We start from the raw sequence: 14,397 nt of genomic DNA, 5'->3' as shown, positions 1-14,397 counted from the left end.
ACATATTAATTTTGGTACATTTTTTAAACAGTGATTAGGTAATTCACTCCGTCCCCTTTTTTATTTAATCATCAAGGTTAGTGGTGATTGTTTAATAAATAACGGGAGGGCTAATTTTTATAGGCGAGCGCTACAATGAGTGGCTGCTGATTTTTCGGATGCAAAAAATAAGGGGCAAAAGCCCCTTATTTTTACTTCAACATACCTAATTATTAAGTTTCACCGCTCTACAGGTGGTTTACTGGACCGGCTGGTACTTTTCGCCATGCTGGCAAACACGCCGTCGCGGAATATCCATGCGTGCACTAATGCCGCAGAAAGATGTAGCAACACCACCGCAAAGAGCAGTTTAGCTAGCAGGCGATGGGCATCGTGAAACCAGGCAAAAAGCACCGGGCTGGTCGGGGTAATGGCCGGAAGGTTAAGCCCTTCAAACATAACAATCGGAACGCCCGCTGCCGACAGTTGCGCCCAGCCAAGCAATGGCATTGCCAGCATCAGCGCGTATAGCGCCCAGTGTGACGCTTTTGCCGCTAGTACCTGCCAGCGTGAGAGCTCCGCAGGAAGAGGTGGCTGCCGGCTATAAAACCGGTTGGCCAGGCGGATGAGCGCCAGCAGCAAAATAGCGATCCCCAATGGCCGATGTACATCCACCAACCAAATGCGATGGTGTAATGAAGTCATCATAGCTGCGCCGATGAACAGCATGGTCAGGATCATGATTGCCATCAGCCAATGCAGATATCTCGCCAGAGGGTTGAAATGCTGCGGCGCGCGCGCTTGCTTGTGGTGATTAGAGTTCATTTAACCTCCGTTTTTTGCACGGCTTCGGTTGCTTTGCCATAGCCAATTTCCCGTTCGCGACGGCTCCAGGAATGCGAATAGGCGCCAGAGCGCGCATTTAAGACGGGATCGTTAGAGATCCCTACTCCAGCAGGCACGATGGAAGGATCAAAGTTAACGTCACGGCAGGCGCCTTCGGCTTGGGCGACGAGTTGGGTGACTTTGAGCGTACCGGCGACGACCTGCTGGCGATCGTTTGGCCATGGCTGCGAAGGGTCATCCACCGCGTCGCCAGCTTGGGCGAGTTGCAATACCAAATCCCAGTAAATAGGATGCTGAGAAAGTCGCTGCTGTAATTGTTCGAACAGGAAGTTATGGTCGGCTTTCTGTCGCTGTTCATCAGCGATAGAGACAAATGGATCGTGTGGCCGCATCATCCAGCGTACGGGCTGGCGCTGGCTGTCGGCGTTCACGAGATAGAAAGCGTTAATACTATAAAATGTTGCCCCGGCAAAGCCGCCTGGCGCTGGCTTTTGCGCCGCCCACTGTAAATATTTACTGGCTTCCGGGTAGTCCTGTAAAAATGCCGCGAGACGCTGCGGATCGGGCTTACCGGTGGCCGGGTCGACGGCGGTGGCCTTCTTCATGGCAAGAAAGCCCTCCGGGTTTCGGGTGGCGAAGTAGGGCTCGTTGTTCATTGCCATGCGCCATTGCTGTTTATCGTCCGTTTTCAGTAGCAGCGCCATGCTCAGGGTTTTCGTTGAATTATCAGCCGCGTGTGGATTACCTGCGCCAATGGAGAATCGCCCGACAACGGGGGTTTCCGACTGTGAAAAGAGCCGCGCGGTGGAATAAGAAACGGCTGGAGCGGCTGGCTCGAACGTCCCGCTAAAACAGATCCCTTTGCCGTGCGCCCGGCGAAACCCGGCAGGAAACGGCTTGTCTGGATCGGGGACTAATGACTGGCTGGTGGTTCGCGAACCCAGCCAACCAGAGGTCCAGGCGAATGCCGCTGCCGTTGCCCCGACGATGACCGCGATCGACGCCAGCGCGCGCCAGGTATTTGGGGATCGGAAATCCAGTTTTGACATAGACGTTTCCATCGTTAAGTTTTATTTCACGTCACGCGAGATATATCGCACGCAACACGTTTAATATCGTGAGAATATAGGGGGTGTTGATATCTGAATGCTGCCTTTATATCTTTTTGTGCTGCAAAGATATTGCTTCTGGAAATTATTGTTTATAATAAAATCATTGTGATTTAGTTGGTTACGTTTTTTCTTTAACCGCTTTTTAATTTCTTCATTAAGTATCATGATAATAATTATAATTGGTGCGCGAACGAAAGAAACAATATCACGAAAAGTTTATACTTCTGTTCAGTTAACGTGATAATAAAAAATGTCATTATCTGCGCTGGTTGGTCGGCATTACCAACCCGATTCAGGGTATAGTGAAAGTCAGAGTGGTCTCGGGATACATTGCCTTCAGCGTGACGAGGGTAATGTGTTGAGCGAAACCTCTATGCCTGATGGATTTCACTGAAAAATCAAAGCGATGAATGATAAAAAATGGATTAAAGCAGAAGACGTGGCGAAACTCGCCGGCGTTTCCCGTTCAGCCGTCTCCCGTGCTTTCACGCCTGGGGCCTCGGTGTCGCCGAAAACCCGCGCCAAAGTGCAGGCCGCCGCGGAAGCTCTGGGCTACCAGGTCAATATCATCGCCCGTACGATGAACACCGGCAGCAGCAACTTTATCGGCATCATCACTTCAGGGTTCGATAACCCTTTTCGCAGTAAGCTGCTGGCGCCGCTGATCCACCAGCTGGCGCTGCATGGATTTATGCCATTGTTGATGAACGCCGATGATCCGCAGCAGTTAGCTCCTTCGCTAAAACATCTTCTCAGCTACCACGTCGCAGGCGTCATTATCACTTCCGGCGCGCCGCCGCTGGAGCTGGCTGAGGAGTATCTTGCGCGAAAAATCCCCGTTACGCTTATCAACCGTCACGCTGAACTTCCCGGCTGCGATCGCGTCAGCAGCGATAACGCGCTCGGCGGGAAACTGGCCGCTGAGCTGTTGCACGCAGGCCAGTGCCGGGACGTCGGTTTTATTGGCGAAAATCGTGACAATTTCAGCACCCGGCAGCGCTACGAGGGGTTTATTCAACATGCCAGCGGGCTGGCTGTTACGCCGCATTTCTGCGAAACGGGCGGTTATCAGTCCGGTTTTGCGGCCGCTCGCCGGCTCGCCGCGGAAAGGCCAGGATTGCAGGCGCTGTTTTGCGCCACCGATATGCTGGCGATTGGGGCGATGGATGGGCTACGAGCGGATAATCCAGCAGCCGTCCTGCCGGCAATTATTGGCTTCGACGATATTCCCCAGGCGGAGTGGCAGCCTTATCAACTTACCACTATCCAGCAGGACACCACGCTGTTGGCTTATCACGCGGTGGAGATGCTGGTTAGCCGGATCGCCAAATTCAATCAACCTTCACGTCACCGCGAAGTCGCTGTGAAATTAATAATTCGTAATAGCGCTAAATGAAAAATTCATTTTATGATGAATCGATCACAGAATTATCGCTAAAATACATCCACACTCACTGCGCTCTTCGGGGCTTTTTTAAATAAAATTGCACACGTGTGCAAAAGGAGTAAATGATGACATCACTGGATTCCTCTGCGCTACAGACCCGCTATCGCCTGGCCTGCGAGCTGGCGAAAGCGGGTGCCGAGCTGGCTTTCGAATACTATCAGCAGCGCGAGGCGCTGGCGGTAGAGCATAAGGGCAATGACCTACAGGACGTGGTGAGCGTGGCCGATAAACGCGTAGAGGCCTTTGTTAAGCAGCGCATTACTGACGCGTTTGCGGAGGATGGTTTTCTCGGCGAAGAGAGCGGTACGCAGATGCCGGACGCCAGGGTGCTATGGGTGGTTGATCCCATTGATGGCACCAGCTGTTTTTTGAATGGGCTGCATACCTGGTGCTTGTCGCTGGCGATCGTCGTTGACGGCGAGCCGGTGGTTGGCGTCGTCTACGATCCCAATCATCGTGAACTGTTCCACGCGCTACGGGGCCATGGCGCCTGGCTCAATGAGACGCCAATTCGCCCACATCCCGCAGCAACGGTCAAAGAAGGGGTGATGGGCGTCGGAACGTCGCATCGGGTGACGCCGGCGCAATTCCTGCCTTTTCTTGACGCGCTGCTCAGCGATGGCGGCATGTTCATCCGCAATGGCTCCGGCGCGTTGATGAGCGCATGGGCGGCCGCCGGGCGCCTGATTGGCTACTATGAACCGCACATGAACCCGTGGGATGCCTTACCCGGTCTGGTGTTGATGCGCGAAGCGGGGGGCGTCGCCAACGACTTTCTGGCGCAGGAGGGGATTCGCCATGGTAATCCCCTCCTGCTGGCCAGCCAAACGCTGTATCCCCAACTCAAAAATATGATTCTTCAACCATTACATTAACCCTTACAGGTTCGGGCTGTTTCTGATTATGTACCCTACACAGTAACGATAACGACCCTCACGGACGAAGCACATCAATCAGTCAAGCCTCCGACCGTCGGAGAAACTATTATGTCTGGAATTATTCATTTTTTCCGGGCGTCGCCGCCGCAAGCGGGCGCCGCGTTTGATGAAAAACGTTTTCGCCGGGTACGTTGGCAAACGTTTATTGCTATGACCCTGGCCTACGTGACGTTCTACGTCTGCCGCTTATCGTTCACCGTGGCGAAAAGCGCGTTGGTGGAATTAGGCATTACCCCAACGGAGTTGGGAATGATTGGCTCGACGCTATTCTTTAGCTACGCCATCGGCAAACTGGTTAACGGTTTTATCGCCGATCATGCCAACGTGGTGCGTTACATGAGCCTTGGGCTATTGCTCAGCGCCGGGATGAACCTGCTGATGGGCATGACCACCAATGCCATGCTGCTGGCTATCTTTTGGGGGATTAACGGCTGGGCGCAGTCGATGGGCGTCGGTCCTTGTGCGGTTTCGCTGGCGCGCTGGTACGGCTTTAAAGAGCGGGGAACGTTTTACGCCATCTGGTCGACGGCGCATAACATCGGCGAGGCCATGACCTACATGGTGATCGCCGCGGTGATCGCGGGTTTTGGCTGGCAAATGGGCTACCTCTCCACGGCTGCGCTCGGCGCCGCTGGCGTGGTGCTGTTGCTGCTGTTTATGCGCGATTCGCCACAGAGCAGCGGCTTTCCCTCCATTAACGTGATTCGTGATGAACCGCAGGAAGAGACTGAAGCGCGGGGATCGGTGTTCAAAAACCAACTGCTGGCATTGCGTAACCCGGCGCTGTGGACGCTGGCGCTGGCATCGGCATTTATGTATATCGACCGTTATGCGGTGAACTCGTGGGGGATCTTCTTTCTGGAGCAGGATAAAGCCTATTCCACCCTTGAGGCTTCAGGCATCATCGGCGTTAACGCGATCGCCGGTATCGCCGGGACCATCTTCGCCGGCATGCTCTCTGACCGCTTTTTCCCGCGCAATCGCAGCGTCATGGCCGGGTTTATCAGCCTGCTGAACACCGCGGGTTTCGCCTTAATGCTCTGGTCGCCGCATAATTACTACACCGACATCCTGGCGATGATCGTCTTCGGCGCGACCATCGGCGCGTTAACCTGTTTCCTCGGAGGGTTGATCGCCGTCGATATCTCTTCACGCAAAGCGGCGGGGGCAGCGCTGGGAACCATTGGTATTGCCAGCTATGCCGGGGCGGGGTTGGGCGAATTTCTGACCGGGATCATTATCGATAAAACCGCGATCCTCGAAAACGGGAAAACGCTTTATGATTTCAGCACGCTGGCGTTGTTCTGGATAGGCACCGGATTGGGTTCCGCGTTACTCTGTTTTACCACCGCCGCCATCGTCGCCCGACGCCATGCCGTCGAACGGCAGACTTCATTCTCCTCATAACTGATTAATCGATAAGGAAGATTTTATGATGCCTGCAAGACATCAGGGCCTTTTACGCCTGTTTATCGCCTGTGCGTTGCCGCTGCTGGCGATGCAATCCGCCGCCGCGGCGAACTGGCAACTGGAAAAAGTGGTGGAGTTAAGCCGCCACGGCATTCGTCCGCCAACGCCCGGCAATCGTGAAGCCATTGAAGCCGCGACCCAGCGTCCATGGACCGAATGGACCACCCACGATGGGGAGCTGACCGGACATGGCTATGCGGCGGTCGCCAATAAAGGGCGTGCGGAAGGGCAGCATTATCGCCAGCTTGGCCTGCTGCAGGGGCAGTGTCCGAGCGCGGAGGATATTTATGTTCGCGCCAGCCCGCTACAGCGTACCCGGGCAACCGCACAGGCGCTGGTAGATGGGGCATTCCCCGGCTGCGGCGTGGCGATTCATTATGTCAGCGGCGATGCTGACCCGCTGTTCCAGACCGACAAGTTTAGCGCGACGCAAACCGACCCCGTCCGCCAGTTGGCGGCAGTGAAGGCGAAAGCCGGCGATCTGGCTAAGCGTCGGCAGGCGCTGGCGCCGACGATACAGTTATTAAAAGCCGCGGTTTGCCAACAGGATAAACCGTGCCCCATTTTTGATAAGCCCTGGCAGGTGGAGCAAAACCAAAGCGGTAAAACCACCATTAGCGGGCTGAGCGTGATGGCCAATATGGTTGAAACGCTGCGTCTGGGCTGGAGTGAAAACCTGCCCTTAAGCCAGTTGGCGTGGGGGAAGATTACCCGCGCCAGCCAGATCACAGCCATTCTGCCGCTGTTAACGGAAAACTACGATCTCAGTAATGACGTGCTGTACACCGCGCAAAAGCGCGGCTCGGTGCTGCTCAACGCGATGTTGGACGGAGTGAAAGCGGACACCACACCTAACGTACGCTGGCTGCTGCTGGTGGCTCATGACACCAATATCGCGATGGTGCGCACGCTGATGAATTTTAGCTGGCAACTGCCCGGTTACAGCCGGGGCAATATTCCGCCGGGCAGCAGTCTGGTGATAGAGCGCTGGCGCAACAGCAAAAATGGCGAACGTTATCTGCGCGTCTATTTCCAGGCGCAAAGCCTGGACGACCTGCGACGCCTGCAGATGCCGGATCAACAGCACCCGATGCTGCAACAGGAGTGGCGTCAGCCTGATTGCCAGCAGACCAGCGTGGGCACGTTATGCCCGTATCAGTCCGCGCTGGAGGCCTTAAGTAAACAGATCGATAAAAGCGCAGTACCGCCGGTGAATATGGTTCTTTAATCAGCGCAAACGCCATAATCCTTAGCGGAAATAGGACGGATTATGGCGTATTGCTTAAAGCGTTAGTGATTCGAGTAATTACAATAAACTCGAATGATATTTTAATACTATTGATTGTAAATAGTTAATAAAACAGTCACATTCTACTTGCTACGTCGTGTTTTCCGCCAATAAGTATTAGTCAGGCACCTACTCACCTCACCTGATAAAATTTAAATTCAGGTGATTCTGAATATTTTAAGTCTTTATGTAACGTGTTTATTAAGTTGTTTTTGGATTTTTTAGGAAAATATTTAGAGGGAAGGGATTGTTCATCACCTACGTGTTGGTTACCATTTTAAAACTCAATCCTTTGATGATAAGGAGAAAATAACGCTACTATAAACACTCACAACACAGATGTTAGTTGATTCAGTAAATGAACAATGTAGTGGTTTGATTTATATTACTAATATAAGCATTGATGCTAAGGGTTTTATTTATTCTTTGTTATAGTATCTATTAAATCATATCATTAATTTATAACGGCTTCGCTTGATATCTTCTTCATTGAGAACATGAAGTGCGTATCTCTTTAGCGAATTGAAATAAGGAACCCCCTACATGGCATCAATACCTGTGGCTGGGCCAGGAATTGGAGTTGTGAGAAATAATATGAAGGATGCACGGAATTATGGGCAGTCAAGAGGACTGGCACTTCCTAAAACTTATTACTGGTTCTATCAAAAAGTTAGAAATAAAGGGCCTTGGGATTATAAACAGTTTGACCCATATTGGGCAGAATTTGGCAATTTTAACTTTGGTGCAGCAGGGTATGCAGCTGGTATCCTTTCCGGAATCCTCTTGGTTGGTGCAGGATGGGCACAAAAGCGCGCAGGAACTTCCAGACCTGAATGGGGAATATGGTATAAAGATGCACCTTATGGTGATGATCCTACTGATCAATACTGGATAAGAGAGGGCATTAAATATGCGATTGAGAACGGCTATTAAATGGTTACATGGTCTGCTCACGACCATACTCCTGATGATGGTTATCGGTTTCATGACATCAACTCCCGGAAGTGAACAGCGTTCTGAGGATAAAGTCATTACATCACAACAATTGGATAGCCATACCTGGCTTTATGTCACTGGTTTTAGCGGTGGTGGGGCAACAGTAGCCGATTCTTATCGTTACTACCTTACCGGTAAGATTGAAGGTGATGCTGCGGCCGAGCTGGCGAAACAGATTCCGTTCCTTATTGCTGCTGGTAGTGGCGCAAACGTCAGCGTAGAGGGAGAGGTAATAAATATCAGCTATAGTGGACGCGTTTTTTCATTCAGTAATTCGATTGTTTATGAATATAAGGGAGAAACATTCAGGCCGCAGGTGAGTTTTCAGGCCCGAAATTAGGGAGACAATGATCTCATTAAAAGGAGCCCTCCTGGCCCGTTATTTATCCACATCATTCCCTTTTCTTCAGCTATTCACCTTCATCGCCATAATAGAGCTTGCCGATCTTAATTAGCGGTCGGCCCTGGGATTTACGGTGCAGATTGCTATCGCGCAGCGAGTAGACGCAGCCGCAGTACTCCTGCTGGTAAAAGCGCTCGCGCTTGCTGATATCGATCATCCGCGAGGATCCGCCCTGTTTACGCCAGTTATAATCCCAGTAGACCATGCCTGGATAATGCCCGGCGGCGCGCTCGCCGCAGTCGTTGATTTGCTGCATGTTCTTCCAGCGTGAAATTCCCAGCGAACTGCTGATAACGCTAAAGCCGTGCTCGTAGGCATAGAGCGCGGTGCGTTCGAAGCGCATATCAAAGCACATCGTGCAGCGCACGCCACGCTCAGGTTCCCATTCCATCCCCCTGGCCCGCGCGAACCAGTTATCGGTGTCATAATCGGCATCGATAAACGGCACACCGTGTTTGTGCGCAAAACGAATATTCTCTTCCTTGCGGATTTCATACTCTTTCTGCGGGTGAATGTTGGGGTTATAGAAGAAAATGGTGTAGTCGATACCGGAGGCCTGAATCGCCTCCATCACTTCCCCGGAGCAGGGGGCGCAGCAGGAGTGGAGCAGCAGTTTATCGGCTCCGTTGGGCAACGTCAGCTGTGGGCGCTGGAACTCGGACATCAAGTCATTCCTGAAGTAAATACATCCAGCGCCAACTGTAGCATGTTGAAGGGCTGCTAACCTTCCCCAGAAATGTCAGGCCGCGCATCCTCACGCGGCGCTGAATTCATCTCAAATTAACCTCTCACGCCGAGATAGCCGTGGATCGCCATATAGATCCCCACCGCGCCGATTAGCACGCTGGAAAAGTAGGGGGCCCGACGGGCGAGAGTATTAAAACCACTCCAGCGTTTGGCCACCTGGCGAACGCTTACCGCCGCGCCAACGCCGACGGTGACCAGCGTCAGCGCCAGGCCGATGCTGAAAGAGAGGACCAGCGTCGCACCTAAGGTCAGGGCTTTGAGCTGGATGCAGATAAGCAGTACGGTGATCGCCGCCGGGCAGGGGATCAATCCACCGGTCAGGCCGAACAGTAAGATCTGCCAGTTGGTGACCTCCCGGCCGTCGAAACGACGTTGAATATCGTTTGCATGGGCCCGCTCGTGGGCGTCCTGATAGGCCTGACTTCCTTCCTCAAGACCATCCAGTTCATGATGATGATGTTCATGAAACGCCAGATCATAATCGTGGGTATGGCGCTGGTGGCCGAGCGTCAGGCGTACGTTAAAATCATGCGGTTCCGGGATGGTCTGCGCGGATTCTAAATAATCGCCTTTATCAACAAAAGAGAACATCTGCGCGAAGCTGCTCCCGCTGCGCCGTGTCGCCAGTGAGACATCGCCAGCGGCCCATTGGTTGCCACTTAGCGTGCGAATGCGCCAGCGCGGCGGTTCTCCTTCTTCGAAGATGGAAAGGGCGATTTGACCGTGGCCGGTGTCGACGATTTGCGTTTCATCATCATGATGATGCGCATCCCGATCCTGCATGGCCTGCAGCCAGTTACGTTCACCGCGCCAGGTGCGCCAGAACATCCATATTGCGGTACCGAGAATGATGAACGCGGAAACCAGCTGTAGCCAGGGTTCAGCCGCTTCGGCGGTAAATTTCTGGCTAAAATACATGCCGCCAAAGGCGATCAGCCAGACGATGGCGGTATGCGAAAGGGTCGCGGCGAGGCCCAGCATCACCGCCTGACGTACCGTGCCTTTAATGGCGATGATGAACGCCGCCATCATGGTCTTTGAATGGCCCGGTTCCAGGCCATGTAGCGCGCCTAACAGAATGGCGCTGGGAATGAAAAACCAGGCATTGCCCTGCTGAAGTAAAGGTAAGAATTCGTTCATAAGAAGAGAGTTGGTTGTCGTTGGTGAACGGGATTCTACTCCCCCCCAGTATAAGATACTACCCCCCAGTAGATTACAAACCTATAATTGAGGCATTGAGTTCGCCAGTGAGGTTAACGTGTCGCATACGATTCGGGATAAAAAGAAGCTGCAGGCCAGAGCCAGCAAGATTGAGGGGCAGGTGAGCGCGCTGAAAAAGATGCTGGATGAGCCGCACGAATGCGCCGCCGTGCTGCAGCAAATTGCCGCTATTCGCGGAGCGGTAAACGGGCTAATGCGTGAAGTGATCAAGGGCCATCTGACGGAACATATCGTTCATGAAGGCGATGAAGTGAAACGTGAAGAGGATTTGGACGTGGTGCTGAAGGTGCTGGATTCCTATATCAAATAGCGGCCACGGATAGCGCCGGCGGCGACAGACGCGCCGCCGGCTTCAGCATTAGCTGTGTTTGTTTTTCATCTCAAAACGCGGTGATACCAGGCCGTACAGCGTCCAGCCCATAAAGGTCACGATCGCGCCGTAGAGCATCGCCTCTTCGCCGGAGGAGTACAGCGCATAGAAGCTGTACACCGCGCCGATAAAGGCAATCACGTTGGTGGATCGCGCTTTGCCCGGTTCCACATTGGCCATTTTCTGGATAATCGCCAGCGCCGCCATCGACAGAATGTACGGGATGATGTTAGTCACCACCGCCAGGTTAACCAGCACGTTGAACTGGTTGCTCAACGACGGGCTAATGGTCATCAGCGACAAGCCGGTTTGCAGGATAACGATGGTCAGCATCCCCTGAATCGGCGCGCCGGAAGCCGAGACGCGGGAGAAGATTTTCGGGAAGTAACCTTCGTCAGACGATGATTTAAAGACCTGCGCGATGGTGAACTGCCAGCCGAGCAGCGAACCGCAGCAGGACATCACCATCAGCCCCATAATCACTTTACCTACGCCAGGCGTGAACATCTGGGCAAACGCCAGGCCAAACGGCGCCGTGGAGTTAGCCAGGTCCATGTTCGGCACGATCCCGGCGATGACGTTGGTCGAAACGATATAGATAACCGCCGCGCCGAGGGTACCGCCGAGTACGGCGATCGGCACGTTACGTTCCGGGTTTTCGACCACATCGGTGTTGGCGCAAGCGGATTCCAGACCGAGGAAGGCCCACAGCGTCATGGCGATTGACGAACCAACGGCGCCGAAGAACGGTACGTGGTGCGGGTTCCAGGACTCGACGTACATCGTCGGGCTAAACCAGAACCAGCCGATAACGCACAGGCCGACAACCGGAATGATGACCCCCCATACGGTGATGCTACTGATCTGGCCGGTAATGCGCGCGCCGCCGAAGTTGGCTACGGTACAGATCCACAGCACCCCGATAGTCGCCAGGCCAATCTGCACCGGCGACAGGGTGGCGCCGAACAGCTCGGTGCCATAACCCACCGCGGAGATAGCGATAGCGACGTTGGCGATCAGCAGCGAGACGCCGTAGGTATAGTTGGCCATAAAGTTGCCAGACTTGCCGAACGCGTACTCGGCGTAACCGCCCATCCCGCCTGATTTACGGCTAAACATCCCGCATTTGGCGAAGGCCCACGCCAGCGCCATCGATCCTACCGCCGTCACCAGCCAGGAGATGATGGAGATAGTCCCCACCTCCGCCAGCTTGGTGGGCAGCATGATGATGCCGGAGCCCATCATGTTGACCATGGTTAAGATGGTGAGCTGTACCACTCCCATCTTGTTACTGGATTTGCTCATACAGTTTCCCCTTTCAGCAGCGCGCTTTGTTTCTCGCTTTCCGCGATGACATAGCACCAGACCTGTTTACGGCCATCGTGCTCCTGGATATAAACCCCCTGCAGTTCCGGCGCGAAGCCCGGCAGCAGGTTGATCCCTTCTTCCAGTGCGGTGAAGTACTGCAGCACCGCGCCGCCCCAGACTTCGCCCGGAACTACACACAGCACTCCCGGCGGGTAAGGCAGGGCGCCTTCAGCGGCCACGCGGCCTTCGGCTTGCGGCAGCGGCACCAGATCGACCTGGCCGCGCAGATAGGCGTAGTTAGCCTCTTGCGGGTTCATCACCACCCGTGGGAAGTGATCTTTACGGAACATCTCTTTTTGCAGCTGTTTGACGTTGTGACGGGCATACAGATCATGCATTTCCTGACACAGCTGGCGCAGGGTATAACCGGCATAACGCTCTTTGTGCTGGCTGTAGATAGATGGCAGAACCTCCTGCAGCGGCGCATCGGCGTCGAGCAGCTTATCGAAGCGCGCCAGCAGGGCGACCAGCTGCTGCAGTTTGGCCATATCTTCCGCCGGGGTCAGCAGGAACAGAATGGAGTTAAGGTCGCATTTTTCCGGTACCACGCCGTTTTCACGCAGGAAGTTGGCGAGAATGGTGGCCGGTACGCCGAAGGCGTCATATTCGCCGCTGGCGGTATTGATCCCCGGGGTGGTCAGCAGAAGTTTGCACGGATCGACAAAGTACTGATGCTCGGCATAACCGTCAAAGGCGTGCCAGCGTTCGCCTGGGCCAAACTCGAAGAAGCGCAGGTCAACGGCGATTTGCGCGGTTTCATATGACTGCCACGGTTTACCATCGACCATTTTTGGCACAAATGGACGGATGTGCTTACAGCTTTCAAGGATCAGCTTACGCGCCTTGATGCCGTTCATAACGCAGTCCATCCACATGTTGCGGCCGCTCTCGCCTTCATGCATTTTGGCGTTGATATCCAGCGCGGCAAACAGCGGATAGAACGGGCTGGTGGAGGCGTGCATCATAAAGGCGTTATTCAGACGTTTATGCGGAACATAGCGCTGCTGGCCTTTGATATGGCTGTCTTTTTTATGGATTTGCGAGGTCTGGGAGAAACCGGCCTGCTGTTTGTGCACCGACTGGGTTACCAGAATGCCCGGATCGTTTTCGTTCAGCTCCAGCAGCAGCGGCGAACAATCAGCCATCATCGGAATGAACTGTTCATAGCCGACCCACGCGGAGTCAAACAGGATGTAATCGCACAGATGACCAATTTTATCGACCACCTGACGAGCGTTATAAATGGTGCCGTCGTAGGTACCTAACTGGATCACCGCCAGGCGGAACGGGCGGGCATCCTGTTTCCGATTCGGCGCCACTTCCCCGACCAGCTCGCGCAGATAGCGCTCCTCGAAACAGTGGGCGTCGATACCGCCGATAAAACCATACGGGTTACGTGCGGTTTCCAGATAGACCGGTGTCGCCCCGGCCTGCAGCAGCGCGCCGTGGTGATTGGATTTATGGTTGTTACGGTCGAACAGTACCAGGTCGCCCGGGGTCAGCAGCGCGTTGAGCACCACTTTGTTAGAAGAGGAGGTACCGTTGAGCACGAAGTAGGTTTTATCGGCGTTAAAGACTTTTGCCGCATGCTGTTGGGCAATGCATGGCGCCCCTTCGTGGATCAGCAGGTCACCCATGGCGACGTCGGCGTTGCACAGGTCGGAGCGGAACAGCGTCTCGCCGAAATACTCGACGAACTGATTACCGGCCGGATGACGGCGGAAGAATTCACCCCCCTGATGCCCCGGGCAGTCAAAGGCGCTGTTGCCCTGTTTGACGTAATCGACCAGCGCGCTAAAGAATGGCGGACGCAGCTCGGTTTCATATTTATGCGCAGCGGCTTCCAGCTGGCGGCCGTAAAAGTCGTTGCGGGTTTCGTCGTGTTCAAATACCCCCTGCACCGAAGCCATATACTCGGCCGGGACAACCTCTTCTTTATTAATAGCGATAAATACCGGGATGTTATAGCCGGTGGCCTTTAACTCATCGAGCTTACCGCATTCGATATCTTCCAGGGTTAATACTACCGCGGCCACATCAATAAAGTTGGTTTCGCTAGTATTGACAATATTACGCTGGGTAGAAAAACAGTTTGGACATGTACGGCTAACGGCAATTTTTAAATCAGTCATTGTTATCTCTTTATTTTCAGATAATAGCAGGCCCTCAATTTCTCGAATGAGAAATTGATTACGCCGGACAAAAGGTAATA

General features: G+C 53.7%; 13 protein-coding genes. 7 read left to right on the top strand and 6 right to left on the bottom strand.

All coding sequences use genetic code 11. The features are described from left to right. Positions 1-219: 219 nt before the first annotated feature. Together AC2CGP_RS12370 and AC2CGP_RS12365 are read right to left on the bottom strand one after the other, a co-directional pair. Complete coding sequence (locus AC2CGP_RS12370) at positions 220-804, bottom strand: cytochrome b (protein WP_213708134.1); 585 nt, start codon at positions 802-804, stop codon at positions 220-222. After that, entirely contained in the window at positions 801-1,874 is a 1,074-nt protein-coding gene (locus tag AC2CGP_RS12365; protein WP_213759404.1) for a catalase family peroxidase, read from the bottom strand. The genes AC2CGP_RS12370 and AC2CGP_RS12365 overlap by 4 nt, the downstream gene beginning before the upstream one ends. Before the next feature lie 502 nt (positions 1,875-2,376). Between AC2CGP_RS12365 and AC2CGP_RS12360 the strand changes: the two genes are divergently transcribed. From AC2CGP_RS12360 to AC2CGP_RS12335, 6 genes are all read left to right on the top strand, one after another. Then, positions 2,377-3,333, top strand: a complete 957-nt coding sequence (locus AC2CGP_RS12360; RefSeq protein WP_163282125.1) for a LacI family DNA-binding transcriptional regulator — start codon at positions 2,377-2,379, stop codon at positions 3,331-3,333. Positions 3,334-3,449: 116 nt separating this feature from the next. Continuing rightward, positions 3,450-4,259, top strand: a complete 810-nt coding sequence (locus AC2CGP_RS12355; RefSeq protein WP_045363561.1) for an inositol monophosphatase family protein — start codon at positions 3,450-3,452, stop codon at positions 4,257-4,259. Positions 4,260-4,370: 111 nt separating this feature from the next. Beyond that, positions 4,371-5,729, top strand: coding sequence for an MFS transporter (locus tag AC2CGP_RS12350; protein WP_047077631.1), 1,359 nt, complete (start codon positions 4,371-4,373; stop codon positions 5,727-5,729). Positions 5,730-5,754: 25 nt separating this feature from the next. Continuing rightward, positions 5,755-7,020, top strand: coding sequence for a histidine-type phosphatase (locus tag AC2CGP_RS12345; protein ID WP_047077630.1), 1,266 nt, complete (start codon positions 5,755-5,757; stop codon positions 7,018-7,020). 603 nt (positions 7,021-7,623) lie between these two features. Beyond that, positions 7,624-8,013, top strand: coding sequence for a polymorphic toxin type 44 domain-containing protein (locus AC2CGP_RS12340; RefSeq protein ID WP_072001140.1), 390 nt, complete (start codon positions 7,624-7,626; stop codon positions 8,011-8,013). Further along, on the top strand, positions 7,991-8,416 hold the full coding sequence (locus tag AC2CGP_RS12335) for a hypothetical protein (protein ID WP_045363552.1): 426 nt from the start codon (positions 7,991-7,993) through the stop codon (positions 8,414-8,416). The genes AC2CGP_RS12340 and AC2CGP_RS12335 overlap by 23 nt, the downstream gene beginning before the upstream one ends. Positions 8,417-8,486: 70 nt before the next feature. Here the strand turns inward: AC2CGP_RS12335 and AC2CGP_RS12330 are convergent, their stop codons facing one another. After that, positions 8,487-9,143 (bottom strand): epoxyqueuosine reductase QueH, encoded by a 657-nt coding sequence (locus tag AC2CGP_RS12330; RefSeq protein WP_020078001.1) that lies wholly within the window; start codon positions 9,141-9,143, stop codon positions 8,487-8,489. A 116-nt stretch (positions 9,144-9,259) separates the two neighbouring features. Next, the gene (locus AC2CGP_RS12325) at positions 9,260-10,366 is read right to left on the bottom strand and encodes a nickel/cobalt efflux protein RcnA (RefSeq protein WP_015703366.1); all 1,107 of its coding nucleotides are present in this window, start codon (positions 10,364-10,366) and stop codon (positions 9,260-9,262) included. A 118-nt stretch (positions 10,367-10,484) separates the two neighbouring features. Between AC2CGP_RS12325 and rcnR the strand changes: the two genes are divergently transcribed. Beyond that, a complete protein-coding gene (gene rcnR, locus AC2CGP_RS12320; RefSeq protein ID WP_015369853.1) occupies positions 10,485-10,757 on the top strand; it encodes a Ni(II)/Co(II)-binding transcriptional repressor RcnR in 273 nt (90 codons plus the stop codon). A gap of 48 nt (positions 10,758-10,805) precedes the next feature. Here rcnR and potE read toward each other — a convergent pair whose 3' ends face one another. Beyond that, on the bottom strand, positions 10,806-12,122 hold the full coding sequence (potE, locus tag AC2CGP_RS12315; protein ID WP_015369854.1) for a putrescine-ornithine antiporter: 1,317 nt from the start codon (positions 12,120-12,122) through the stop codon (positions 10,806-10,808). Next, positions 12,119-14,317 carry an ornithine decarboxylase SpeF gene (gene speF, locus AC2CGP_RS12310; RefSeq protein ID WP_015369855.1) on the bottom strand — a complete coding sequence of 733 codons (2,199 nt, stop codon included), beginning with the start codon at positions 14,315-14,317 and terminating at the stop codon, positions 12,119-12,121. Before speF ends, potE begins: the two co-directional genes overlap by 4 nt. Positions 14,318-14,397: the final 80 nt, after the last annotated feature.

It is taken from the genome of Klebsiella sp. SYXHC3 (assembly GCF_057196925.1).
Note: the sequence above shows the minus strand (reverse complement) of the source record. Positions and strands in the feature narration are given on the sequence as shown.

Excerpts from the sequence above, each read along its gene's own strand:
- AC2CGP_RS12370 (WP_213708134.1), bottom strand. The coding sequence starts at position 804 with ATGAACTCTAATCACCACAAGCAAGCGCGCGCGCCGCAGCATTTCAAC.
- AC2CGP_RS12365 (WP_213759404.1), bottom strand. The coding sequence starts at position 1,874 with ATGTCAAAACTGGATTTCCGATCCCCAAATACCTGGCGCGCGCTGGCG.
- AC2CGP_RS12355 (WP_045363561.1), top strand. The coding sequence starts at position 3,450 with ATGACATCACTGGATTCCTCTGCGCTACAGACCCGCTATCGCCTGGCC.
- AC2CGP_RS12350 (WP_047077631.1), top strand. The coding sequence starts at position 4,371 with ATGTCTGGAATTATTCATTTTTTCCGGGCGTCGCCGCCGCAAGCGGGC.
- AC2CGP_RS12345 (WP_047077630.1), top strand. The coding sequence starts at position 5,755 with ATGATGCCTGCAAGACATCAGGGCCTTTTACGCCTGTTTATCGCCTGT.
- AC2CGP_RS12340 (WP_072001140.1), top strand. The coding sequence starts at position 7,624 with ATGGCATCAATACCTGTGGCTGGGCCAGGAATTGGAGTTGTGAGAAAT.
- AC2CGP_RS12335 (WP_045363552.1), top strand. The coding sequence starts at position 7,991 with ATGCGATTGAGAACGGCTATTAAATGGTTACATGGTCTGCTCACGACC.
- AC2CGP_RS12330 (WP_020078001.1), bottom strand. The coding sequence starts at position 9,143 with ATGTCCGAGTTCCAGCGCCCACAGCTGACGTTGCCCAACGGAGCCGAT.
- AC2CGP_RS12325 (WP_015703366.1), bottom strand. The coding sequence starts at position 10,366 with ATGAACGAATTCTTACCTTTACTTCAGCAGGGCAATGCCTGGTTTTTC.
- potE (WP_015369854.1), bottom strand. The coding sequence starts at position 12,122 with ATGAGCAAATCCAGTAACAAGATGGGAGTGGTACAGCTCACCATCTTA.
- speF (WP_015369855.1), bottom strand. The coding sequence starts at position 14,317 with ATGACTGATTTAAAAATTGCCGTTAGCCGTACATGTCCAAACTGTTTT.